This is a genomic window from Spirosoma aureum (assembly GCF_011604685.1).
Lineage (GTDB): Bacteria > Bacteroidota > Bacteroidia > Cytophagales > Spirosomataceae > Spirosoma > Spirosoma aureum.
In genome coordinates this window covers 4695606-4720815 of sequence record NZ_CP050063.1, presented here as the reverse complement: position 1 = coordinate 4720815, position 25210 = coordinate 4695606, and the positions used below count along the sequence as shown (strand labels likewise).

Below are 25210 nucleotides of genomic sequence, written 5' to 3'. Positions count from 1 at the left end.
ATGGTTTCGTTTGGGTATATAACTACAGGAGTACTACCCAAGTTTAGGCTCTACCCAAAGAGCGCTCAGACAGACGACAAATAATACCAGCCAGACCCAGTCCGGCAGGTGGTTTTCGGTCACTCTTGATACAGCCGTTCGTCCACTCTGGTCGGAAGCATGCGCCATTGCATAGGCCCGCACCAGTCGACTTTGGGCAATGGCTGGCAACCCGTTACCCTCGGCATAAGTCGCCAGAGAATCCAGTACCGGCATCCATCCAGCATGGCTTATCTTAAATTTCCCTTCTGCCGAAAGCGGATTAATGGGCGAATAAGACATCTGAACCGTGTCATTGCCCAGTTGAATGATGGAAGGTCGCGTTGGTATGTTGTTCACATGAACGGCCTCCCGGAAACCAGCAAAAACGGGAGCTTCTATGTCGGCGCTGTTGATCGCTGAGGGCTGAAGCTGAGCCAGAATAGCGTTCCAGACCCGATTGTAGGCAAGGCTATCGCCACTCAGTTTCAATGGAAATGTTTCATTCAGCAAACTAACCCCAACCTTGCCGGACACTTGCTGAACAACCACCGGATAGCCAGGAATAACAGCCTGTGCTACAGTCGGGACAATGGAAAAAGGTAACGCATTCAGACCCTCCGAAACTGGCACCAATGGCTCGTTCGACACTTTCCGAACCTGTAAATTACTCCCAAGGGCTTTATTAATCAGGCGGCAATCGGCCTCTGGATTGGTCAGGTTAATGAATAGCACTGATTTTCCTTCTGCAATCGCCCGCTTCACCACCACATTACCGGCATTGGTAGGATCAGTCACGATCACATCCGGTTTCTTCGACACCCGGTTGATCGTTAACTGGTTGCTGACATCTTTAGAAAGCGTTGCGGTAATCTGAACCGAGTTTCCGTTTTTTCCCAGCCAGTCGGCCAGGGTTCGGCTCTCAAAATCGGGCGTTCCAAGAATGAACTGATACGTCAGCGACTTCATGGGGCGGGTAAAAAACCGAATCGTATCCAGCGTAGTCTGATCGAGTACCAGTTCAGCCTCTGTTCGCCCCAACGTGAACGCAGGAAACCGGAGCGAAAACGACGTCAACCCTTCTGGCAGGTTCAGACTGTCGAGCGTACGGTTTCCATACATGAGCTTGATGCGTTGCTTATGTGACGACTGAAGACTCCCCATCACCTGTTGCATCTCTCCTTTCTGGACAATGCTTTTCCAGCGAACAGCCTGCATCTGATCGGGTGCATAATAGGGAATCCAGCGAACCACCTGCCGACTTAATCGGCTCAGTAATTCGGGGGGAAAATCCTGCCCTACGAGTGTCACCGAATCAAAGCGTTCGCTGTTGAATGTTCGGGCTGTTACGACCTGCCGTACATTCAGACTATCACTTATCTTTTGGCGAAATGTACCCGGAACATCTTCACCAGCCAGCAGCGCATGCGTTGAATTGGCCGTTACGGTCAATACTGGTTGCAGAACGTAGCCAAGCACCACCAGCCAGAGCAGTACGTTCAGGGTCAGGCGAACCGATCTCCGTTGCGTTGTGAGCGAATCGTTTCGTAGGGTGAACCAAACCTGAACCAGTAGCAAAATTACTACGAGTACCAGGATGAGCCATGTAATTGGGTCAGATCGGTCAAAATGGAAAGAAATCATCGCAAATGGTGCCAGAATGACCGTTCAAGTTTTCGTTCACTGGTATAGGATCGACTGGTTTGTAGGGACGTACCCGCCAGGTCATAGAGTTTTGTTTTCAGTTGTTTTTTCTCCGGGTCAGTCAGTGTTTTACCACCGGCGAGTTTCTGTAATCCCGTCAGCACCGACCAGTTCGGCAGACCGCTGTTTACGACACGGTCAGCGAGTGTGTTGCCCAACTGCTGAACAGTCTGTCGCTGTGATGGGCTAAGTTGCTCCAGCGACAGGAAACCCAGCACTTCACCGACCAGCAACTCAAGCCGTGGCTGATCATATACGCGCTTCTGTGTTGCACTGGCATTCACATTTTTCAATTCGCCGGTAAGCCGCGTTTCCAGTTCTTTGATCGGTGGTGGATCGAAGCCGGTTTTCTTCACAAATGACCGTGCTTTTTGCTGCGACAACTTCAGGTACTCCAACGCTTTTTTCTCGAAGGGCAATGCCTTTTCGGGTTCATACAACCGCAAATGCAACTCCGACTGCCACATCTGTTCCAGCGCCATTTTCAGCAAACTCCGGGTCGATTGCTCATGGAAGGTATTCGTTTCGGCATCGTCGTGCGAGTGAACATACTGCTCCATCAAAGCGGCAAGCGGGTCTTTACCATCGTCTGCGTGCCCACCGCCACCGTGGTTATGCCCATCGTCCTGCGTATGCGATTCGCGTTGGGGAGCAGCCGTTTGTTCACCCTCCCCTTCATCGTGTTTATGCATATAGGCCTGAATGGCCGCCATACCCGATACAACAGCGCCATCGCTATTGGTCGGTAAGGGCGGAGGGCCACCCCCACCAATCGATTTTTCGAATTCTTCGCCCAGAAACTGACCATAGCGCAATCGCAAGGCTTTCTGATCGAAACCGATCTCGTTCGATAAACTCTTAAAGGCCATCGTCGCACCCGACTTATCGCTCAGGGTTTTGCGCTTCGCAATGAGCTTTTCGGTGTCAATAATGATTTGTCGCTGGCTCCGAAAATATTCGGGCATAATATTCACGGCCATCGTCGCCAGTTCACCTTCTTCTGCCTTAGTCGTATCCTTATAAACCAGGAAATAGGTGTCTGACTTCGTAAAATTCGGTTCAGGCTGGCGGTTATCGAAAGCTGCCCAGTAATAATAGAGCTCATCACCAGGGGCAAAGTTCAGCGCTTTCAGGTCGATTTGTTTCGTCAGTTTTGCCTCCTTGAAATTGGTTTTGTCCAATGGCATTTTCACTTCCCGAAACTTTACGTTTTCGCCTGATCCCCGCGCCAGTGTCGCCACAATAAACGCCTGACTCACACTAAAATCATCGGATATTGTTGCTGACAGCCCAATTGATTTCGGATCTTTCAGGTAATGATAGCTATATAATTCTTTCGAAACAGGAACAATTTTTGGTGCCAGATCCGGTTGGGCTTCCAGCCGGTAAAAGTCAGACTGATAGACCAGAGAATCTTTCCCCGCCAACCCGGACCAATAAGCTTTAATGGCATATAGGCCAGAACTTATCAGTTTGTCCTGGTAGATGAATCCTGCCGCGGATGGCTTAAACCGAACTTCCACTCCCCGATTACTGACTAGTCGAACCGAGAGATTCCGGTTATCGCTGAAAAGCATTCGCCATGTCAGCATTGATCCGTTAATGGCGGCAGCATTAAGATCCGAAGAAGTCCGCTCTGGCAGGCGTGTATAGGCGGGTGGCTGAATGTGCAATTGGGCCGATTTGAACGATGGAGCAACCGGTTTTTCAACCGATATTAATGTTGCCTGGGTCTCGCCCAGTTTGGGTGGCACTGGCTCCGACCGTTGAAGTAATGGATACCCAAAACGAATACCCAAAGCAGCCAGCAGGACAATTCCATAAACCCAGAGCCGCGAGAAAATGACCGTCGGAATTTTGGCCTCGCGGATTCGTTCGCTGAGTCGTTCCAGTTGCAGTTGTTCGGCAACATTGAGCTGGGTTTTATCCAACAGCGGGAGACTATATTCAGTATCGCCAACCGTCTGATGGATCAGTCGAATGGCTTGCGGCTTCTTGTCCTGATACAGTTTCCCCAAAAATATGCCGAGTCCAAGGCCAGCAAATCCGGCCAGCAAAGCGGGGATTAACGAATTGGTGAACGTAGCCGTGAGGATATAAGCTGATATCGCAAGGACCAGGCACCGAAGCAGGGCATTGGCGTACAGCTGCTTGCTGACCGATGATAGAATTTGTCTTGGATCTGTCATGCGTTCTTTGTTAGCGCCATCCATCGTTCTCCAATCAGTAGAACGACAAAAAGCAGTACGATTACGTTATGAACCAATGTCTGTGGTTTCCGGTCGGTCCGGTTTGCCACGGCAAACAACGACTTCAACTCTTGCTGACTCAACGGTAACGAACTGACCTGCAATCCGTAATGCTGAATCAATTGCTCACCTAACCATTCGGGCAGTTGCCCATTAGCGACCCGTTCATCGGTTTGCGCTGTCAATGCATTCCCCGTATAACAAATATTGGGAGCCATCGGATAGCCCGATTTACCCGAAACGATGTATAACGTCTGGGGCGAAGGATTCGCACTAATCCGATCTGTCAGCACCCATTCATAGGGCGTAGTGCCCGTCTGGTTATGGTCAATCAGAAAATCAAGGCCATATACCTCAGTCAGTGCCTTGAGAGCCGCTTCAACGGTCTGCTCTTCGCGCTGGCTTCGATAATCGAGTAATACACGCAACTGGCCACTATGAACCGGTGCCTGCTGAAACTTCAGCGCTGGTTCGAACACGGCGCTATTTGTTAGCTTTCCTTCATGACCCACAAACAGTTTCTGGCTGCCTTTTGTCACCAGATAAGCACGCGGTGGCCGGGTTGAATCGACAAGCGTATGCAACTGAAACTGGGATGGCACATAAATCGACGGGACGGTTGCTATGGATTCATTGTTCAGTAAATACAGGTGTAGCTCGGTATTTTCCCGACGTAGTTTATCAATGGCTGCCTGAATCAATAACGGCGTAACTGCTTTCCGTTCAGGCAATTCAGTCAATTTGTCGATTGGCTCGGCGGTTTGATTTATCCAGTATAGCTTCTCTCCCCGTTTACTGGCCTCTTCCAGCTCAAACCGAAAATTAGTACTCACTAACGCATTTGGCTGCACCAGATGAATCGGCTGGCTATCGGCCTTACTTTTCAGACTGTTCAATACGGGCTGACTCAGGAGAACAGCCAGCAAGATCAATAACAGACACCGAAGAATCAGCAGCAGAATATTGTCCAGTTTCAGACCACGCTGTTGTTGCTGGTTTTTTTCAACGAGCCATTGGGTAGCTGCCCAAGCCAGCGGTTTCCCTTTTTTCTGGTGCCAGAAATGGATGATGACCGGAATTACTACCGCCAGCGCACCCCACAACAAAAACGGTTCTAAGAATGCCATTTATCAATTAGATGTTGGGTAATGGACATTGGCGTCAATGCCAATTGCCAACGTCCTGAATCCCTTATCACAAGTTCTTCCCGGTCAGAAACGCACTTAACACTCGCCCAATTGGGTCACTCAATCGAACACGAATGAGTCGAACGTGCGGAATACGCAGGGCATCGTCCAGTTTCGCTAAATAATCAGCAGCCGCCTGCCGAACCGTGTCCCGAACTGCATCGGCCTGTAACTCAATCTCTTTACCCGTTTCCAGATCCTGAAATCGGTAAAAGCCACTCAGGTTGAAATCAAGCTCCTGATCGCCCAGAATCTGGAAAATAACGATCTCCCGACGCGGGGCCGCTATACTCTGGATGAGTTTAATCCACTCATCGCCAACCTGTAAAAAGTCGGACACCAGAACCAGCATTTCGGCCTGTTTCCGGCTAAAGTCCGGAAACGAAGGTTGTTTTATGGTCCATTGCCCGGCTGCCTCCGATGTTTCCAGTGTTCCTACAATTTTCAGGAATGCCTGTTTTCCGGTTGGTACCAATGCCTGAACGGCACCATTTTGCAGCCCGTACAAACTCAGTTGATCGTTCTGCCTGTAGCCCAGATAGGCCAGCGAGGCCAGCAGAATCTGGGCATATTGCAACCGGCTTACCCCGGCTTCAGCATAGTTCATCGACCCCGACAAATCCAGCAATAGTCGAATTTGCTGGTTGCTCTCCGTTGCCGATTCCCGCACCAGATAATGACCGCTTCTGGCAAACAGTTTCCAGTCGATTCGCTTCGGATCATCGCCCGGCTCGTAGTGACGATACTGCTCAAATTCGGTTCCGACACCCGACCGACGGCTGGTTTGAATACCCAGCATCATTTCATCACTGACAAGTTTGCTCGCCAGTTGGAGATTATTTAATCGAATCAGATCGGACGTTAGTTGGGGCATACTGCATTTCGTTTTCGGTATTCTGCTTACTGTTTCGCAGGTTTGGTCTGCCACCGTAGTGATAGACCCACCATGAATCAAAAACTGTAAACCGAATCGCTATTTAACAGTAGTCAGCAATTCTTTAATCACCCGATCCGTCGTAATTCCTTCCGCATCGGCGCGGAAATTCAGGGCAATCCGGTGGCGCAATACAGGATAAGCCAGCGTTTGAATATCGTCGGGAATAACGGAGAATCGCTCACTGAGAACAGCTCTGGCTTTTGCGCACAAGACCAGTGCCTGCCCGGCCCGTGGACCCGCGCCCCATTCGCACCATTGCTTCACAAAAGCCGATGGGCTATCCTTTGGGCGCGACGCCCGTACGATCCGATTTATGTACTCGATCAGTTCTTCGCTGATGTGTACCTGTCGGGTAAGGCTCTGCAAATTCAGAATATCTTCGTCGGAAAGGATCGTTTGCAGCACTGGCTTTTGGGTACCCGTCGTGCTTTTCAACACAACCAGTTCCTCCTGTTCCGACGGATAACTCAGTTTAATATAGAGCAGAAAACGGTCGAGCTGTGCTTCCGGTAAGGGATAGGTCCCGGCCTGTTCGATGGGGTTCTGGGTCGCAATGATGAGAAAAGGGCGGGGCAACGCATAATCGCTACCGCCGTACGTGACCTTATACTCCTGCATCGCTTCCAGCATAGCTGCCTGCGTTTTAGGTGGCGTCCGGTTGATCTCATCGGCCAGTACCACATTGGCAAATATCGGCCCTTTGTTAAACTGGAAGGATTTCTTTCCCGTTTCGTGGTCTTCTTCCAGAATTTCGGTACCGACAATATCACCGGGCATGAGATCGGGCGTAAACTGAATACGCTTGAAGCGCATGGCCAGCGCATCGGACATTGTTTTCACCATCAGCGTTTTAGCAAGCCCAGGCACACCTTCCAGCAGGCAGTGTCCACCCGCCAAAAGTGCGATCAGCACTTCGCTGATGACTTCCTGTTGACCAATGATCACTTTACCGATTTCGTTTCGTAGCTGTGGCAAGCGGGCCACGAGCGTTTTGTAGTGGGTTAAGTCTGTTGATTCCAAATTTTTAAGTCAGGTTGTATAGAAGAATGGATGATGAAGATTATTGACTGTACAATTCACGCCAAAAGCAACAGGCACACAATATATATCCTTCGTCATCCATAAAAATAAACTCAGGCAGTCAACGCGTACGTAATGATGTTTACGCCAAATTTCGTGTTATCCTCGGCCAGAAAACGCTTGTTACGAAAATCGTAATCCCATTCGCAACCATAATCTTTGTTGCTGTAGAGAACACCAATGCGACCGTTGATCATAATGGCTTTGAGGTAATCATGCACCAGATCATCCCCCCAGCCGTTCAGTTCGAATGAGGTTGTCGGAGGCCCTTCGTCAAACTTAAAAAAACAGGTGTACAGCGGATGGTTGTTCGGGATCTTCTGTAATGCCTTCGGCCCGAACGTACGGGCCATTTCCTGCTCGAACGATCGGGCAAACAGCGCATCGATGTCGTGATTGCAGTCGTCTACAAATACGAAGCCGCCATTTTGAACATAGCGTTTGAAATGATCGCGCTCCTGGGCGGAAAACTCGACCAGTTTATGACCGCTCATGTAACAGAATGGACTCCTGAACAGGTCAGGACTGCTCAATTGCACCACTTTCTCTTTCTGATCAACCGGAATAGTCGTGTACTCCACCAGTGAGTGCAGTATATTGGACGGCATTCTCTGATCGGTATCCCAGTCGCCGGACGTATATTGGATTCGGGTGAAAATAAATGGTTTCAAAAGAGATTCGTTGCGAAGTGTTTTTTTAAGAAATCATCAATAAATCCGGGCGTTTAACCCCTACCCTTTCTGCATCTGATTGATGATTTATTGGCTTCCAACAAGTCAGTAACACATTTTTAGAGCATTACGGACTATAGTTTTCAGCAGTTGAAGTTACGAATTTTTCAGCGGAGTCGAGCGTAAAATTCGAACTCCGCCGAAAAAGCAAAACAATTCTACATCTTATCCAAAAAACAGCCAATTATAAACCTAAAAACAGCCCAAAAGTCAAAATATTCCTACACTGCATCAGACAAACTCGTGAAGGTAAATTCCCGAATTTTCATCGGCGGTACCAGATAATTCTGATCGGTTTCCGTGCTGACTACCCGTTCCGGCTTGCCCAGCGACTCCAGGTTATTGAGCATTATGATGGGGCTTTCATTGAAGCGGAAGTTCTTGACGGGATACTTGATCTTGCCGTCTTCGATATAAAACGTCCCGTCGCGGGTAAGGCCCGTCAGGAGAATGGTTTGCGGATCAACTTCGCGGATATACCAGAGTTTGGTTACCAGAATACCGCGCTGGGTCGTCCTGATCATTTCCTCCAGCGACGCGTTACCCCCCAGCATGATTACGTTTGTTGGGTTAGGTACTGCTTTTTTACCCGTCTTCTGTGCCCAATACCGGGAATAGGTCAGATTTTTGACAACCCCCTTCTCAATCCACATCGTTTTTTCCTGCGGACGACCATCACCCGACCAGGGCGACGAAGGAAGCTCCGCATTTGTCGGGTCGGTATAGATGGTTACTCGCTCATCAACAATTTTATCCCCCAGCCGTGATTTTCCGCCTGTTTTACTGAAGTAAGACCGACCCTCATCGGCACTCCGGGCATCCAGATTAAAATAGATGTTTTCGAGCAGTACGACGGCAGCTGTCGGTTCCAGAATGACCGTGTATTTGCCCGGCTCAATCGCCCGTGCTTCGGCAGAACCCTGTGCTTTCTGGATCGCAATCCGCGTTGCCGCAACGGTATCCAGCTTTGTAAAATCATTGTAACCCCGAGCCACATAACCCGACCCTTTCCCATCGTCGGTACGGACGGTCAGGGAGAAATTAACGTTTGAGCTGGGGTAATAGGCAAACAATCCTTTGGAGTTCATCATAGCCCTGTAACCATGATTATCCTGCAAAAAACCAGCCGCTGTCAGCTTTTGGTCGCGCGCCAATTGCAAGCTTTTAGCAACAGCCTCCGCCCGGATGTCGGGTGTTATGTTAGCTGTAGCATCAACATAACCGTTGGATTTCAGGTATTGCTGAGGACTGAGCACACCAACGTGTTCAGGGTTTTCGGGAGCCAGCCGAGCCAGTTCCTCCGCCCTTCGTACCACTTTTTCCAGCGATGCATCATCAAATTCATCAATCGTAGCAACGCCTACTTTTTTACCAAATGCCGACTGGACCTGTAAATTCTGATTGGTCAATGAACCGCTCGTAGAGACTTCATTACGAGCATAGCGAAGATTTCCCCGTTCTTCACCGAGAATATTGACCTCACACTCGTCTGCTTTCGAATAACTTAAAACTTTTGTCAGCAGCGCTTTCGCTTCTGCTTCGGTGAGTATGGTTGCCATAAAAGTGTCGTGTTTTATACGCTTCCAGTTTTCAATTGGATGACTCGTCAATGAACTGAAAACTGTAAACGGAGGGCTTTTAGATTTTCCGGGCTGTATTAATCACGTTGACCCCGTTGAAGCGGGCGGTCGAACTACCGTGCGATACTGCGCTGGATTGCGGTGGTTGCCCTTTGCCATCGAAAAACGAGCCCCCTAGTCTATAATCACGCTCATCGCAGACAGCGACGCAGGAGTTCCAGAATTCCTGCGTGTTCGATTGATAGGCTACATCTTTCAGCATACCAGCAATCTGACCGTCTTTGATTTCGTAGAAGAGCTGTCCGCCAAACTGGAAGTTGTAGCGTTGCTGATCAATCGAGAACGAACCATCCCCAATGATGTAGATGCCTTTTTTCACATCTTTAATCATATCCTGAACCGACAGGGGCGTTTTACCAGCGGCCAGCGACACATTGGCCATGCGCTGAAACTGGACAGAGCCCCAGTTATCGGCATAACAGCACCCCTGCGATTCATTTTCGCCGATGATGTGGACCTGATCACGAATGGCCTGGTAGTTCACCAGGGTTCCCTCTTTCACCAGATCCCACTGTTTGGTCTTTACGCCTTCGTCATCCCAGCCAACAGCACCTAATGAACCAACCTGTAATTTATCGGCAAAGAGGTTGACCTGCTTGCTGCCATAATTGAAGTTCTTGGTTTTCCACTTATCCAGAGTAGCAAACGAGGTACCGGCAAAATTGGCTTCATAGCCCAGCACGCGGTCGAGTTCGAGTGGGTGACCCACCGATTCGTGAATGGTCAGCCACAGGTGTGAAGGATCAAGTACGAGATCATATTTCCCGGCTTCAACGGATTTGGCGCTGTGTTTCGCCCGCGCCTGTTTAGCGGCTGCGGTCGCATCTTCAAGCATGTCATACCCCTTATTGTAACGTGTAGTAACGCCTGTCACTTTATCCGCAGGGTTGGCTTGCAGATATTCGTAACCCATGCCGACCGGCGCACTCAGTGCATTGCGCGTTTCGAACTTGCCTGTCTTGGGGTCAATAGCGGTTACGTTGAAAATTGGCCATAGCCGGTGAATATCCTGATCGGCGTAGGTGCCATCGGTCGAGGCAAAATACTTTTGCTCATTTACCATGAACAGCACTGAGTTTACGTAGTTGGCTCCGTTTTTGAGCGCAGCGCTGTTTACGGATAATAAGAGGTCAACCTTTTCTTTAATCGGGACCTCAAACGCATTTTTCTGAATCGGCGCTTTCCAGCTTACTTCGCCGTAGCCTTTCTGGGGAGCCAGTTGAACGGGTTGTTTCATCAATCTGGCATTTGCTTTCGCGATAGCTACGGCTTTTTCGGCGGCTTTGGCCGTATCTGCCTCGCTCTTGGCATCGACAACGGCAGCAAAACCCCAGCAGCCATCGGCAATGACACGAACCCCAACACCGTAAGACTCTGTGTTAACGATATTCTGAACTTTATCCTCACGCGTAATCACGAATTGATTCAGGTAACGACCAATCCTGACATCTGTATACGTGGCCCCTTTGCTTTTGGCCGCGTTCAATGCTGCATCGGCCAGGCGCTTTTTCGTGGCAACATCTACCCCCGGCTCCAGTAAGGCTTCAGGGCTAACGGTACGGGAAAAAGCAGGCAAGTTAGGAAGCAATATCCCGGTTGCTCCCATACCCATCAATTGATTAAAGTTTCGGCGGTTCAAAATAAGTTGTGGTTTTTAGTTTGCGATTCTTAGTTCGTTGTTTCTGGTCTGTAGTTCATGCATTGGGTCTTTGCTGACCTTACCGCATTTACCACAGACCAGAAACGGACGGCTATACAGCGTCCGACAAGCTCGTGAAGGTGAAATCCCTGATTTTCATTGGCGGAATCAGGTTACCCCCCGCCCGAACCGGTTTGCCCAGGGCTTCGAGGTTATTGAGCATGATAACCGGGCTTTCGTTGAACCGGAAATTCTTGACCGGAAACTTAATTTGCCCATTTTCAATATAAAACGTCCCGTCGCGGGTAAGGCCCGTGTACAACTGGGTCTGTGGATCAACAGCGCGGATGTACCAGAAGCGCGTGACAAGTATGCCCTTATCCGTACTTTTGATCAAATCAGCCAGCGATTGCGTACCGCCCTGAACGATGAAACCAGATGGTGGTGGAACAGCTTTAACGCCTTTCTTATCAGCCCAGAAGCGCGAGTAGAACATGTTCTTGACAACGCCATTTTCAATCCAGGTTATCTTTTCCTGAGGTACGCCTTCGCCACCTCCGCCACCGCCAAAGCGGCCACCGCCACCTCCTCCGCCACCACCACCAAATGGAGCGAGCGGCAGATCGGCATTCATCGGATCGGTAATAATCGTAACCCGTTCATCGAACAGTTTTTCGCCCAGACGGGTCCCTCCTCCTTTTTTGCCCAGAAAGCTACGGCCTTCATCGGCACTCCGGGCATCCATGCTGCGCATCATATTTTGCAGCAATTCAACCGAAGCCGTTGGTTCCAGAATAACCGTGTATTTACCCGGCTCAAGCGCTCGGGCACTGGCCGATGCCAATGCTTTCTGCATGGCTATTTCGGTGGTAGACTTTGTGTTTAGTTTGCTGACGTCGTTTACGTCGGGATTGGCATAACCAGATCCCAGCCCGTCAGCAGTCCGAACGGTAATGGAGAAATCAACACCCGTTGACCGATTATAGCCGAATAAGCCCTTGCTATTGCCAATGGCGGTAAAGCCTGTTGTATCTTCCATGTAGCCCGCAGCGGTCAGATTCTTCTGACGGCATGGATCGATGCTATTGAACGCAGCCTGAGCCCGAAATTCAGGGTCAATTTTAGCCGTGCTTTCTGCATACGTACTTGTTTCCAGGTATTTCTGCGGCCCGAGCATAGACATGTACTCTGGATTTTCGGGAGCTAAGCGGGCAATTTCTTCAGCCCGCCGAACGGTTTTCTCCAGCGAAGCATCGTCGAACTCGTTGATCGTAGCGGTTCCGCTGCGTTTGCCGAATACGGCAGTAACCGCCAGCGCTAAATTGTCCGTTTCACCACTGGTCGAAACGGAGTTTCGGGCATACCGAATGTTACCGGTCCGACCACCATTCAGGCTAACACTGGTTTCATCCGCTTTTGAATAGCCCAAAACCTTATCAATGATTCGTTTGGCTTCGTCTTTAGTTAAAATAGCCATTTATTTAGTTTGTCGTTTTAGGTTTATAGTTTGCGGTTGGTTTACACACCGTTTTGCCAGTGTCAGCCAGCCGAAAACTTTTTTAGATTTTCCGGGCTGTATTGATCACGTTGACCCCGTTGAATCGGGCGGTCGAACTACCGTGCGATACCGCGCTCGATTGTGAAGGCTGGCCTTTCCCATCGTTGAAAGCACCCCCTAACCGGTAATCGCGCTCATCGCAGACAGCGACGCAGGAGTTCCAGAACTCACGGGTATTGGCCTGATAGGCCACATCTTTCAACATACCGACAATCTGACCGTCTTTGATTTCGTAGAAGAGCTGTCCGCCAAACTGGAAGTTGTAGCGTTGCTGATCAATCGAGAACGAACCATCCCCAATGATGTAGATGCCTTTTTTCACATCCTTGATCATTTCATCCACGGACAAGGGCGTTTTACCAGCCTCCAGCGACACGTTGGCCATGCGCTGGAACTGTACCGAACTCCAGTTATCGGCATAGCAGCAACCCTGCGATTCTTTCTCGCCGATGATGTGCACCTGATCACGAATGGCCTGGTAGTTCACCAGGATACCATCTTTGACCAAATCCCATTTCTTGGTTTTCACGCCTTCATCGTCCCAGCCAACAGCACCTAACGAACCGACCTGTGTTTTGTCGGCCACGAAGTTTACCGCTTTGCTACCATAGTTGAAGTTCTTCGCCTGCCACTTATCCAGAGTAGCAAACGAGGTACCGGCAAAATTAGCTTCGTAGCCCAGCACGCGGTCGAGTTCGAGTGGGTGACCTACCGATTCGTGAATGGTCAGCCACAGGTGTGACGGATCGAGTACAAGGTCATACTTCCCGGCCTCTACTGACTTAGCCGACAACTTTTCTTTTGCCTGTTTGGCGGCTATGGTAATATCTTCCAGTAAATCGTATCCCTTATTGTAGCGGGTCGTAACACCAGCCAGTTTGTCGCCTGGATTGACCTGAAGGTACTCATAACCCATCCCCATCGGCGAACTCAACGAGTTACGGGTAGAGAACTTTCCATTCTGCGGATCAACGGCCGTTACAGTGAAACTCGGTCCAATCCGGTGAATGTCCTGATCGGCGTAGGTGCCATCGGTCGAGGCAAAATACTTTTGTTCGTTGACCTGAAACAACACATTATTGACGAAGTTCGCGCCATTTTGCATGGCCGCTGCGTTAGCCGCCAATAACAAATCGACCTTTTCCTTGGCCGGAACCTCAAAAGCACTTCGCTTAATGGGCGCTTTCCAGCTTACTTCGCCGTAGCCTTTCTGCGGTGCTAATTGCACGGGTTCAGTCAACAGCCGGGCATTTGCTTTGGCAATTGTCACGGCAGTTTCAGCGGCTTTGGCAACAACGGCTTCATCGCGGGCATCGCCTACGGACGCAAAACCCCAGCAGCCATTGGCAATAACCCGAACACCAACCCCAAACGATTCGGCGTTGATAATTCCCTGTACTTTATTTTCGCGGGTGAGTACGAATTGATTGAGATAGCGGCCAATACGGACATCCGCATAAGTAGCTCCTTTCGCTTTAGCGGCATTCAGGGCCGCATCAGCCAGACGCTTTTTGATCGATACATCCATGCCTGGCTCCATCAGGACTTCGGGAGCGACAGACCGGGAAAAAGCGGGCAGGTTAGGCATCAGCATCCCCGCTGAGCCCATGGCTAGTAGTTGGTTAAAATCGCGACGATTCAAAGTAGTTTTTAGTTTATGATGTTCGGTCTATAGTTTACGGCAATCAGCAAATCGTAGCAACGGATGCCGGGTAAGCCATAAATTTTTACACAGCATCCGACAAGCTGGTGAAGGTAAAATCTCTGATTTTTAGTGGCGGGATCAGATTCCCACCCAGGCGGACGGGCTTGCCCAACGTTTCGAGGTTATTGAGCATAATAATCGGACTTTCGTTAAAGCGGAAGTTTTTGACCGGAAACTTAATCTGCCCATTTTCAATATAGAACGTACCATCACGGGTTAATCCCGTATAAAGAAGCGTCTGTGGGTCAACGGCACGGATATACCAAAAGCGAGTGACAAGAATCCCTTTTTCGGTGCTTTTTATCATATCCGCCAGCGATTCGGTACCACCTGCCATGATAAAATTGGCTGGAGGAGGAATCGCCTTAACGCCTTTTTTATCGGCCCAGTAGCGCGAATAGGACATGTTCTTAACCACGCCTTTTTCGATCCAGGTTACTTTTTCCTGCGGACGCCCGTCGCTCCCACCACCGCCAAGGCGACCGCCACCGCCACCACCGCCAAATGCGGCTGCTGGTACTTCGGCGTTTGTGGGATCGGAGTAGATGGTTACACGTTCATCGAACAGCTTTTCACCCAGTCTCGTACCACCACCTTTTTTACTGAGAAAACTGCGGCCTTCTTCGGCATTACGAGCATCCAGTGAATTCATCATGGCGGCCATGAGCGACGCATCAACATTGGCCAGGAGTGCAGCCGGTTCCAGAATGACCGTGTATTTGCCGGGCTCCAGTGCCCGGGCATTTGTTGAAGCCAAGGCTTTCTGCATGGCGATCTCGGTTGCGTCTTTCGTGCTTAACTTCGACACGTCAGTTACGTCGCGGGTTGAATAACCGGAACCTGTTCCATCTGCAGTGCGAACCGTAATTGAAAATTCAACGGATGTCTCCCGATTGTAAGCCGATAAGCCTTTGGTGTTGCCTATTGCCGTGAAACGCGTCGAATCCTCCATATAACCAGCAGCAGTCAGGTTCTTTTTCCGGCAGGGGTCAATGCTGTCGAAGGTTGCCTGAGAGCGATAAGCCGGGTCAATATTGGCCGTGCTTTGGGCGTAGGGATCAGCTGCCAGATACGTCTGAGGCCCTAACATGGGCATATACTCCGGATTTTCCGGGGCTAGTCGGGCAATTTCTTCAGCTCGCCGAACGGTTTTCTCCAGCGATGCATCGTCGAACTCGTTGATGGTGGCGGTACCGCTTCGTTTGCCAAAAGCCGCCGTTACGCTCAACGACAGATTGGTACCCTCGCCACTGGTCGATACGGCATTGCGGGCATAGCGAATGTTACCGATACGACCTCCCGTTAGATTGGCACTCAATTCATCTGCCTTCGAGTAAGACAGTACTTTATCAATTATTTTTTTGGCTTCGTCTTTGGTTAAAATAGCCATAAAAAAGGGTTCCGTTTTTAGGTTTACGAGTTGTCAGGAGCAGGTTTTCACTTCAAATACGAGTCGCTTTTCGTATATGTTCAATACGAACGAAAACCGCAATGGCAAACCAGCGTAAACTGTATTAGATTTTCCGTCCGGTATTGATCACGTTGACACCATTGAAGCGCGTCGTTGCACTGCCGTGCGACACAGCACTCACCTGAGAGGGTTGCCCTTTCCCATCGAAGAAAGAACCGAACATGCGGTAGTCGTCTTTGTCGCAGAGTTGTGCACAGGAGTTCCAGAATTCCTGCGTATTCGACTGGTACGCAACATCGTCGAGCATGCCCACTATTTCGCCATTCTTGATTTCGTAGAACAGTTGACCACCGAACTGAAAATTATAGCGCTGTTGATCGATGGAATAAGATCCACGGCCAATGATGTAAATGCCTTTATCGACTCCTTTGATCATGTCGAAAACCGAACGTTTTTCAGTCCCATGTTTTAAGGATACATTCGGCATCCGCTGAAACTGCACAGAATCCCAGTTATCGGCATAACAGCAACCATTCGATTCTTTTTCACCCAGAATAGCTGCTTGATCGCGAATGGCCTGGTAATTGACCAGAATACCGTCTTTAATCAGATCCCACTCTTTACTGGGCACACCTTCATCGTCGTAACCAACTTTACCCAGTGAATGGGGCTGTAATTTGTCGGCCACGATGTTAACCAGTTTACTGCCGTAGTTGAATTTTTTGGTTTTCCATTTATCCAGCGTGGCAAAGCTTGTACCGGCATAATTGGCTTCGTAGCCCAATACACGGTCGAGTTCGGTCGGGTGACCTACCGACTCGTGAATGGTCAGCCCCAGGTGGTTTGGATCGAGGACAAGATCATATTTACCCGGCTGAACCGTTTTTGCAGTCAGTTTTTCCTTAGCCTGTTTAGCCGCCAGAATGGCATCCTCAACCATATCGTATGAATTACGATAGCCAACGAGGCCGTTTGGAGCTGCTATTTTTTCGGACGCCAGTCCGTCGAGGTATTCATAGCCCATGCCCATGGGTGAGCTGAGCGCATCGCGGGTTTTAAATTTACCCGCAGCTTTATCGACAGCCGTAACTGTAAAGGTTGGCCAGACACGGTGAATGTCCTGATCGGCATAGGTGCCGTCAGTCGATGCAAAATACTTTTGTTCGTTGACGAAAAAGAGATTAGAGGTAACGAAGCCTGCTCCATTTTTCATGGCCTCGCTGTTTACTTTCATCAGCAGTTCAATTTTCTGTTGAACTGGAATTTCGAAAGCATTTTTTGTAATGGGTGTTTTCCAGGTAACTTCACCGACTCCTTTTTGGGGAGCCAGCACCACCGGCTCGGTCTGGAACTTCGAGTTAGCCTTAGCGATGGCTACGGCTGTTTCTGCACAACGGGCGATGGCTTCGGGCGTAACGTTGCTGGTCGCGGCAAATCCCCAGGTTCCGTTAGCGATCACGCGAATACCCACACCATAGGATTCAGCATTGACAATGTTCTGCACCTTCATCTCGCGGGTGAACATGAACTGTTGCAGGTACCTTCCGATGCGAACGTCGGTGTAAGTAGCCCCTTTGCTTTTTGCGGCATTGAGCGCAATGTCGGCAAAGCGTTTTTTAGTAGCTACATCCACACCGGGTTCGAGCAGGTACTCAGGCACCACTGAATTTCCCAGAACCGGAATACCGGTTGCCGGGATACCGGCCGTCAGTAACGCCCCCATGCCCATGCCAGACAAGTGGATGAAATCTCTTCTTTTCATGTGATGAATTAAGTAATTTACTTAGTTATTTAGCCTTAGTAGGTTAGACTTATTGGTTTTGAGAAGCGCGAATATGGCCAAAAATGACCATTCGAACAATGAGCGACCAAACTTTTATGATGAACGGTGAGAGAATCACCAAATTTTCATTGGCACTAGTACACTTTTTACCAGAAACTTGCTATATCCAGCGACCATTTATACTCTTTTGAAAAAAGCAATACATGCGTGCGTTTGGAGCACCTTTTTTTTTCTGCATCTTATCACACGCCCAATGAAATTTATGCCGCTTTCTTCTTTAAGTTTATGAGGGATTTTGCACAAACTACTGATTTTTGGATTTTCAGAAGAATATATACGACGTAATCTGGTAACGTTCCGCAGAATATTAGGGCGGTATCTATTCTGACCAAACATCAACAACCTCTTTTATGCATTACCCTAAACTAACTCAATTTATCATGTTCAAAGTTTTCCGATTAGTGGCCATTTTACTGCTGATGGTTCAAACCAGCGGATGGTCACAAACACTTCCATCACCCAAAGAGCATTTTGGTTTTAATATCGGCGACGATTACCAACTTGCTACGTACACGCAAACTGAAGCCTATTTTAAAAAACTGGCTACCTCCGATCGCACCAAAATGGTCGACATTGGATTGACGGAAGAAGGCCGTCACCAATTCATGCTGATCGTTTCCTCGCCGGAAAACATTAAAAAACTCGACCGGTACAAGGAGATCTCTCAGAAACTGGCCCGTGCCGAAGGAATTACCGAAGAGCAGGCCAGGGCTATGTCCATGGAAGGGAAAGCAATCGTCTGGATCGATGGGGGCCTTCATGCTACCGAAACGGTAGGTACGCATCAGCTTATCGAAACTGCCTGGCAGTTAGTAAGCCGCAAAGATCCCGAAACGCTACGCATTCTGGATAATGTTGTTATCCTGATGACCCACGCCAATCCGGATGGTCAGGAAATAGTCAGTAACTGGTATATGCGTGAACCCAAGCCCGAAAAACGGTCGCTGGAAAATTTACCCCGACTGTATCAGAAATACGTTGGCCACGATAACAATCGCGATTTCTTTATCATGAATATGAAAGAATCGCAGAATATCGGCCGTCAATTGTTTGTCGAATGGATTCCTCAGATCATGTACAATCACCACCAGCGTGGCCCAGCTGGCTCTGTACTGGCAGGTCCACCCTATCGTGATCCGTTCAACTACGTCTTCGACCCGCTGATGATTACGGGTATCGACGCGTTGGGAGCTGCGATGATCAACCGGCTCAATGCTGAAAACAAGCCTGGTTTTACGCGTTTAGGGGGGTCCGTTTTCTCGACCTGGTATAATGGTGGATTGCGCACTACGACGCACTTCCATAATATGATTGGCCTGCTGACCGAGATTATTGGTAACCCGACGCCCGAAACGGTTCCCCTTGTTCCACAGCGTCTGATTCCGAATGGGAATACACCCTTCCCGGTAACTCCGCAGAAGTGGCACTTCAAGCAATCGATCGACTATTCACTTTCACTCAACTACGCTACGCTCGATTATGCAGCACGGCACCGCGATGAGCTTCTGTATAACATCTACAAGATGGGCAAAAACTCGATTGACCGTGGTAGCAGCGATTACTGGACGCTTTCACCCAAACGGGCGGATGCCATTACACAGGCCTATCAGGCTGATCTGAGAAAAGCGAAACCTGATTCGGCAGGCCGCATAGGTGCAGCTGCCTCCGAATCGGCCAGTGGAAATCCACGCGGAGGTGGTATTCCAGTAAAATACTACGATGCGGTTCTAAAAGACCCTCAGTTGCGCGATCCACGTGGATTTATTATCCCGGCAAACCAGACTGATCTGGCAACAGCTGTTAAGTTTGTCAACGCCCTGATCAAGACGGGTATCCAGATTCAGCAGGCAACGGCCGATTTCACTGTGGCAGGCAAAAAATATCCGGCCGGTTCGTATGTTGTTAAAACCGATCAGGCATTCCGTCCACACGTGATCGACATGTTCGAGCCACAGGATCACCCAAACGATTTTCCGTATCCGGGTGGCCCACCGATTCGTCCTTATGATGCGGCTGGATGGACACTGGCCTACCAGATGAACGTTCAGTTCGACCGTATTCTCGACGCTTTCGACGGTCCGTTCAAGAAACTGCCCTACGGCGAACTCCAGTCCCCAACGGGTCATCTGGACCCTGCTTCGGGTGCTGGCTATGTTTTGAATGCACGGGCGAATAATGCGTTCATTGCTGTCAATGACCTGCTTAAATCGGGCATAGAGGTTTACCGTCTGCCTTCGGGCGTTGCTGGCAAAGCGAACATAGAGTCAGGCTCTTTCTTTATTCCATCATCGGCCAAAGCTAAAACAGCCCTGGAAAAATCGTCGAAAGACCTCGGACTTGACGTAATCAGCATAGCCAAACGTCCAGCAGGTGGATTGGTTAAAGTGTCGCCAATGCGCATTGCTTTATGGGATACTTACGGTGGTTCGATGCCTTCGGGTTGGGTTCGCTGGGTGATGGAACAATATCATTTCCCAATAAATCTTATATACGCACAGGATATCGACGCTGGTGATCTCCGTAAGAAGTACGACGTAATTGTGTTTGTTACACGGGCCATTCCAGGTCTTGGTAATTCGGGTGTTGGTAACCGTGGCGAAGGCGAAGGATTCCAGGGAAGAGAACCCAAAGCAGAAGAGCTGCCTGCCGAATATCGTCCATGGCTCGGCAAAATTACCGCTGATAAGTCAATTCCACAGTTGAAGAAATTTCTGGAAGCAGGGGGAAATGTCGTAACGATCGGCAGTAGTACAAACCTTGCCTACCATCTGGGACTTCCAGTCAAAAATGCATTGATCGAGATGACAAACAGCGGCCAGGAGCGCCCACTACCCGCTGAGAAATATTACATTCCAGGTAGTATTTTACGGGTAACGCTTGATTCAACCCAACAGGCGACCTGGGGTATGCCTACTCAGACGGATGTTTACTTCGACGCAAGTCCTGTATTCAAACTAGCTCCCGATGCTATTGCCAAAGGCACTGTAAAACCATTGGCCTGGTTCTCGACCAACAAGCCATTACGTAGTGGCTGGGCATGGGGACAGACTTATTTACAGGATGGTGTTGCCGCATTTATGGCACCAGTTGGGTCTGGCAAACTCTTTGCTTTTGGCCCCGAAATCACATTCCGGGCTCAGGCTCAAGGCACTTTCAAATTGCTATTCAACCAGCTTTACACGAATTCAGTTGCCCAATGATCGCAACAGTCTAAATTAGTTTTATAACACGAAAAAGCCTGATTGAGTCAATCAGGCTTTTTCATAACAACAGAAATCCTCCGATACTCGAATCCCTGATATATTGGCTCCACAAGATGAGCACCAGACTTCGATACTAGTCCCACGGCATTCAGGGCAAGGTAGTAGGTAAGCACTTCGATATAGGCTAACCGGAGAATCGAAGTCCTCGATATACCCATCCGTACAGAGATTTGAACAATGTCGCCACCGAGTCTCTTCTTGCCCACATACCGGACAAATCGTACCGTTCAATTCATAGTCGTTCATGACTTAGCATCATTACTTAGTCTTCTATGCACGGGCTTAAACAAAAGCTCTTTCCTGAAAGGTGAAGGTGTCGGCAAGTTTAGCAAATAGGAAAAGTACAATTTACACTGATATGATATAAGCTAGCATAACTTGATAAAAAAGGAGATAACTCAAGCACAACTTACTGATAATCTACCAAAACAATAGTACTGAATAGTCAACTGGTATATTTCGTTTTTCGATTCAATCTCGACAAAGGTACGGAAGACTACTATTTCTGTCAACTATCTATTTACGATAATATATTCCTCGCCATGACTGTTTTTAGAAACAATGACCTCATCGACTGCTTTACGGACGAACTACCAGATCGATGATCAATCGTGTGTATTAATCTGATCAATAATACACTTATTTTTTATCGTTCAACAGGTTGAATTTTATAAAACCAATCAAAAGCATTAATCCTAATAAGCCATAAAATAGAGCGATGAGTATATATTGGATTCGATCACGTGTATTTGATTTCGCCTGAATAGCATGATATATATAATTAGCAACCATGAGCAATTCAAACAGCACACCTATACCAATTAGATAATTTGTCATGTTAAGTGACTACAAATAAAAACATATATTGTTTTACAAACTTTTAATTTACAATAAAATCAATTTAATAAATAGAAAGTAAAATTCAAGTTCAAATGCGAAACCTTTTCTGATTTTTACGTCATAGCTTCATGCAAGCCAACATTACACGACCAGATGAAGCTGTTTTTATTGATCAGAATAAGTTCGATCAGCTTCCTTTCGCCATTCAATTAGGTGCGCTCCAGCTATGGGGACTAAAATTTACTTGTTACCAACATGAAAATCAGTTACGGGAATTATACCATTTTAATGAATTCTTTGCGAGAATAGAGTACGATGAAAAAGGGCAACCAAGTAGTGTACGTACTCATTCAGCCATACAACTTATTGATTTTCTGCCTGGTGAATTGAATTAATCCCCTAAAACAAGTGAGATTCTCTTCGGAAGCAAATTACGATGCTTCTGTAGAGAATCTCACTTGTTTTTACGTAAAAGGAATATTCGGCTTTATGAATGGCAAGGCCGTTGTTATCCGCGCAGTCAACGAGTTCCTTTAGTCCGGCTACTGTCTGGCAATTGCCTGCTCGGCTGGCCCATGTTTGTGAACTGGTCTCGGCGCAACAAATAAGGTGAGCCAGGTTCGGCGTGCCATCCGAAAAAAGTAAGGCGTTAACAGGATCAGAGATGGAATTAGCCCCATCAAATAATAATCAAGATCTACATCCAGCCATTGCACAATAATAAAAAATGTAAGCAGCGTCCAGATTGTAAACAACGCATAACTTACGAACATGGATGCCCAGTAAAAGCCAGGTTCGGGGTTAAAATTTTCACCACAATTTGGGCAATGATCGTGCATTTGATCGAAATGACGGCTAAATGCACTTTTTGTAACGAAGAAATCACCCTGATGACAACGAGGGCATTTATTGAACAGGACACTATATAATCGGCTATTGGCTAACATGGCGATGGAACAGTTTCTGTGCGTCAGGCCAGCTCACCCGGCAAGCATCAGTTGCGCACTTAGTATGTCACAAAGGTACGCTAAGCCCAATCGTTACAGAACGATAAAGCAAGCCAAGTATGGTACAAATCAACGATGATCGGTCAGGTGCAACCGAAATTCGGCGGGTGTTTGCTTTGTCTGTTTTTTAAAAAAACGGACGAAGTATGATGGGTCATCGAAGCCTAACCGGAAGGCGATTTCCTTAACTGATTGAGTTGTATGCGTTAACAACCGCTGTGCTTCAACAATTAGCCGTTCATGTACCAGTTGGCTGGCCGTTTTACCCAATATTTTCTTACAGATGTGATTCAGATAATTAGGTGTTATGTTCATCTGGCTGGCATAGGCGCTAACTTCACGAACAGTAATAAACTGATGCTCAAGCAATTCTTCATATTGCCGGATGTGATCATATAACTGGGTGTCGGCTCCAGGCCACTGCTGGCTGTAAAGTCGATTTGCGGTTTCCAGAAGGAGATGCAGGTAAGACAAGAACACGTCAGTGCGGTTTGCCTGCTGCTGCTCATATTCCTCATAGGCAAACGTAAATAAATCGTCAATGAGTTTTTTTCGATCGTTTGCATTCAGCAGAGGCTGGTGCTGATGGGAATGATAGAAAGGATACTGATGCAGCCTGTTTCCAAAGCGGCTACGCAGAAAATTAGCTTCAAAAAATAAATTATAGCCTCGAATGTCGGTCGATAATTCCCAGTTATGAACCTGACCGGGCGTAAGAAAATACAACTGGTTGGCAGCTACATCGTAGGTCTTAAAATCAATTGTATGCGTGCCACTTCCCTGAGTGATCCACATTAACAGGTAAAACGTATGAGAATGGGAGTCGCCGATACCTGTAAATTCGCCAACAAGCCTTTCCAGTCTAGTCATATAAAATAGCGCATTAGGTTCATGACGGGGGAAGGACGCCAGCTTGTATACAGGTACGGATTTTGCCATACTACTCTTCCAGTTTATAGTTTATACGTGATTACAAACCTAAAAGGATTTTGAATTCTTACAGGTTTAAATTGGTCGAGCAATAGACAAGAAAATTATAACCGATAACTGGACAGGTTAACACACCCTGAGTATGAAAACCTGTCCAGACAAACAACTTACTTTATATCCCGATTTCGGGACTTTTTTCCATTTAACCTTGCGTCGACAAAATATGTCATCGCTTTACTAAGGAACGCGGCAAATTCAGGATTTTCCTGCCCATTCCGGCTCGTAAAACGTAGATTGTCAACATACAACTGAGCCAGCCCCTTATAGGCTTCAAGTGGGTTTCCCCCTCCAACCGACTTTCCCCAGAAAGCCAGAATATTTGCATAGTGCCGGGCAACCTGCTCCTGCACGTTAACAGACGCTGGGTCCTGATTGGCCATTGCGGCTAACGTTTGTGCGATTTCTTCCTGTTCTGCTTTTAACTGGTCAAAATTGGTCTTGCCCAATTGCCGTAACTTAATTTCGCTCTCCTCAATGACCTGAGATCCATATTTTTCTACAGCCTCGTTTCGATAGGCTTCCGCTTTATCTTTTGGGAAACCCGCATACAATTCCTCGTCTATCAACATCGCATTTTCTCCTTGTAGTTTAGACACGGTTTTGTCAATCGTTTCCAATAGCCTAGTGAGCCGATTCCGTCGTGTTTCAATGGCGTGCCGATGATTTTGCAACGCCTGCAGCTGGTCGAAATTAGGATCTTTTACCATCTGTAGAATTTCCTCCAGCGAGAAATCCAGTTCTTTATAAAACAGAATTTGTTGTAAGAGAAGTAATTCCTGATCACCATACAGCCTATATCTGGACTCCGTACGGACGGCTGGTTTCAATAGCCCCAATCGGTCGTAATGATGCAGTGTGCGCACACTGATTCCTGCCAGTTTGGCCAGCTTGTGAACGGGATAAAAGCTCATTCTACTATTGATTCGTAATGACGGAACAAAACTAGGCTATGACGTAAGGGGAGAGTCAAGTAAAATTTCAACTTTTTTATTCATTGTTAAAATAGCCTCTTATTCATGGTGTGGTTGGGAGTCACGAAGTAAAACTAAGCTGAAACAATTGTCCGTCGTCGATCAGAATACGGCTTCGTCAGGAATGCCATCTAATTTAATCAATCGGTGAGTTTATCATTTACTAGTTCATTCCTACTTAGTTAATCCTTTAGCGGTGTAGAACAGCTATCGTTTAAGGCATGTATGATCACACCGTTCAAATGTCCAGACTCGTCATACTCAGCTTGGTAAACAAATTTTTTGGAGCAAAACAGTTTTCCGCCGATTGATTTTACCTGAACAGGTTTACCATCGACGACAATTCGTATTGGGTATTTTCTGGGTGCTGGCATGGACTCCCTTCTTTATGTCATTTATACATAAAGAAACTAACGGGTATATTTTTTAAATCGTGC

At 48.0% G+C, this 25210-nt stretch carries 17 protein-coding genes; 2 read left to right on the top strand and 15 right to left on the bottom strand.

Features of this window, described 5'->3' with window-relative positions:
* Positions 1-33: 33 nt before the first annotated feature.
* The 12 genes from G8759_RS18605 to G8759_RS18550 form a co-directional block, all read right to left on the bottom strand.
* Positions 34-1662 carry a hypothetical protein gene (locus tag G8759_RS18605; protein WP_167210631.1) on the bottom strand — a complete coding sequence of 543 codons (1629 nt, stop codon included), beginning with the start codon at positions 1660-1662 and terminating at the stop codon, positions 34-36.
* Positions 1659-3911, bottom strand: coding sequence for a hypothetical protein (locus G8759_RS18600; protein WP_167210628.1), 2253 nt, complete (start codon positions 3909-3911; stop codon positions 1659-1661). The genes G8759_RS18605 and G8759_RS18600 overlap by 4 nt, the downstream gene beginning before the upstream one ends.
* Complete coding sequence (locus G8759_RS18595) at positions 3908-5098, bottom strand: BatA domain-containing protein (RefSeq protein WP_167210625.1); 1191 nt, start codon at positions 5096-5098, stop codon at positions 3908-3910. Before G8759_RS18595 ends, G8759_RS18600 begins: the two co-directional genes overlap by 4 nt.
* 67 nt (positions 5099-5165) lie before the next feature.
* Positions 5166-6032, bottom strand: a complete 867-nt coding sequence (locus G8759_RS18590) for a DUF58 domain-containing protein (RefSeq protein ID WP_167210622.1) — start codon at positions 6030-6032, stop codon at positions 5166-5168.
* Positions 6033-6131: 99 nt separating this feature from the next.
* On the bottom strand, positions 6132-7115 hold the full coding sequence (locus G8759_RS18585; RefSeq protein ID WP_167210619.1) for an AAA family ATPase: 984 nt from the start codon (positions 7113-7115) through the stop codon (positions 6132-6134).
* A gap of 113 nt (positions 7116-7228) precedes the next feature.
* Positions 7229-7846, bottom strand: a complete 618-nt coding sequence (locus G8759_RS18580) for a DUF4159 domain-containing protein (RefSeq protein ID WP_167210616.1) — start codon at positions 7844-7846, stop codon at positions 7229-7231.
* A 281-nt stretch (positions 7847-8127) separates the two neighbouring features.
* Positions 8128-9465 (bottom strand): TldD/PmbA family protein, encoded by a 1338-nt coding sequence (locus tag G8759_RS18575; RefSeq protein WP_167210613.1) that lies wholly within the window; start codon positions 9463-9465, stop codon positions 8128-8130.
* A gap of 79 nt (positions 9466-9544) precedes the next feature.
* Positions 9545-11185: a TldD/PmbA family protein gene (locus tag G8759_RS18570; protein ID WP_167210610.1), complete on the bottom strand. Its 1641-nt coding sequence runs from the start codon at positions 11183-11185 to the stop codon at positions 9545-9547.
* A 112-nt stretch (positions 11186-11297) separates the two neighbouring features.
* On the bottom strand, positions 11298-12662 hold the full coding sequence (locus tag G8759_RS18565; protein ID WP_162384198.1) for a TldD/PmbA family protein: 1365 nt from the start codon (positions 12660-12662) through the stop codon (positions 11298-11300).
* Between the two features lie 82 nt (positions 12663-12744).
* A complete protein-coding gene (locus G8759_RS18560) occupies positions 12745-14352 on the bottom strand; it encodes a TldD/PmbA family protein (protein WP_394353328.1) in 1608 nt (535 codons plus the stop codon).
* A gap of 118 nt (positions 14353-14470) precedes the next feature.
* Positions 14471-15838 (bottom strand): TldD/PmbA family protein, encoded by a 1368-nt coding sequence (locus G8759_RS18555; RefSeq protein ID WP_167210604.1) that lies wholly within the window; start codon positions 15836-15838, stop codon positions 14471-14473.
* Positions 15839-15962: 124 nt separating this feature from the next.
* Entirely contained in the window at positions 15963-17621 is a 1659-nt protein-coding gene (locus tag G8759_RS18550) for a TldD/PmbA family protein (RefSeq protein WP_167210601.1), read from the bottom strand.
* 461 nt (positions 17622-18082) lie between these two features.
* On the opposite strand from G8759_RS18550, the gene G8759_RS18545 reads away from it, so the two are divergent.
* Both G8759_RS18545 and G8759_RS18540 read left to right on the top strand, forming a co-directional pair.
* Positions 18083-20902 carry a M14 family metallopeptidase gene (locus tag G8759_RS18545; RefSeq protein ID WP_167210598.1) on the top strand — a complete coding sequence of 940 codons (2820 nt, stop codon included), beginning with the start codon at positions 18083-18085 and terminating at the stop codon, positions 20900-20902.
* 1031 nt (positions 20903-21933) lie between these two features.
* Positions 21934-22200 carry a hypothetical protein gene (locus G8759_RS18540; protein ID WP_167210595.1) on the top strand — a complete coding sequence of 89 codons (267 nt, stop codon included), beginning with the start codon at positions 21934-21936 and terminating at the stop codon, positions 22198-22200.
* A 147-nt stretch (positions 22201-22347) separates the two neighbouring features.
* On the opposite strand, the gene G8759_RS18535 is transcribed toward G8759_RS18540, so the two are convergent.
* The 3 genes from G8759_RS18535 to G8759_RS18525 form a co-directional block, all read right to left on the bottom strand.
* Positions 22348-22752 (bottom strand): DUF983 domain-containing protein, encoded by a 405-nt coding sequence (locus G8759_RS18535; RefSeq protein ID WP_167210592.1) that lies wholly within the window; start codon positions 22750-22752, stop codon positions 22348-22350.
* A gap of 129 nt (positions 22753-22881) precedes the next feature.
* Positions 22882-23682, bottom strand: coding sequence for a helix-turn-helix domain-containing protein (locus tag G8759_RS18530; protein WP_232073863.1), 801 nt, complete (start codon positions 23680-23682; stop codon positions 22882-22884).
* A gap of 227 nt (positions 23683-23909) precedes the next feature.
* Entirely contained in the window at positions 23910-24713 is an 804-nt protein-coding gene (locus G8759_RS18525; protein ID WP_167210586.1) for a MerR family transcriptional regulator, read from the bottom strand.
* Positions 24714-25210 lie beyond the last annotated feature (497 nt).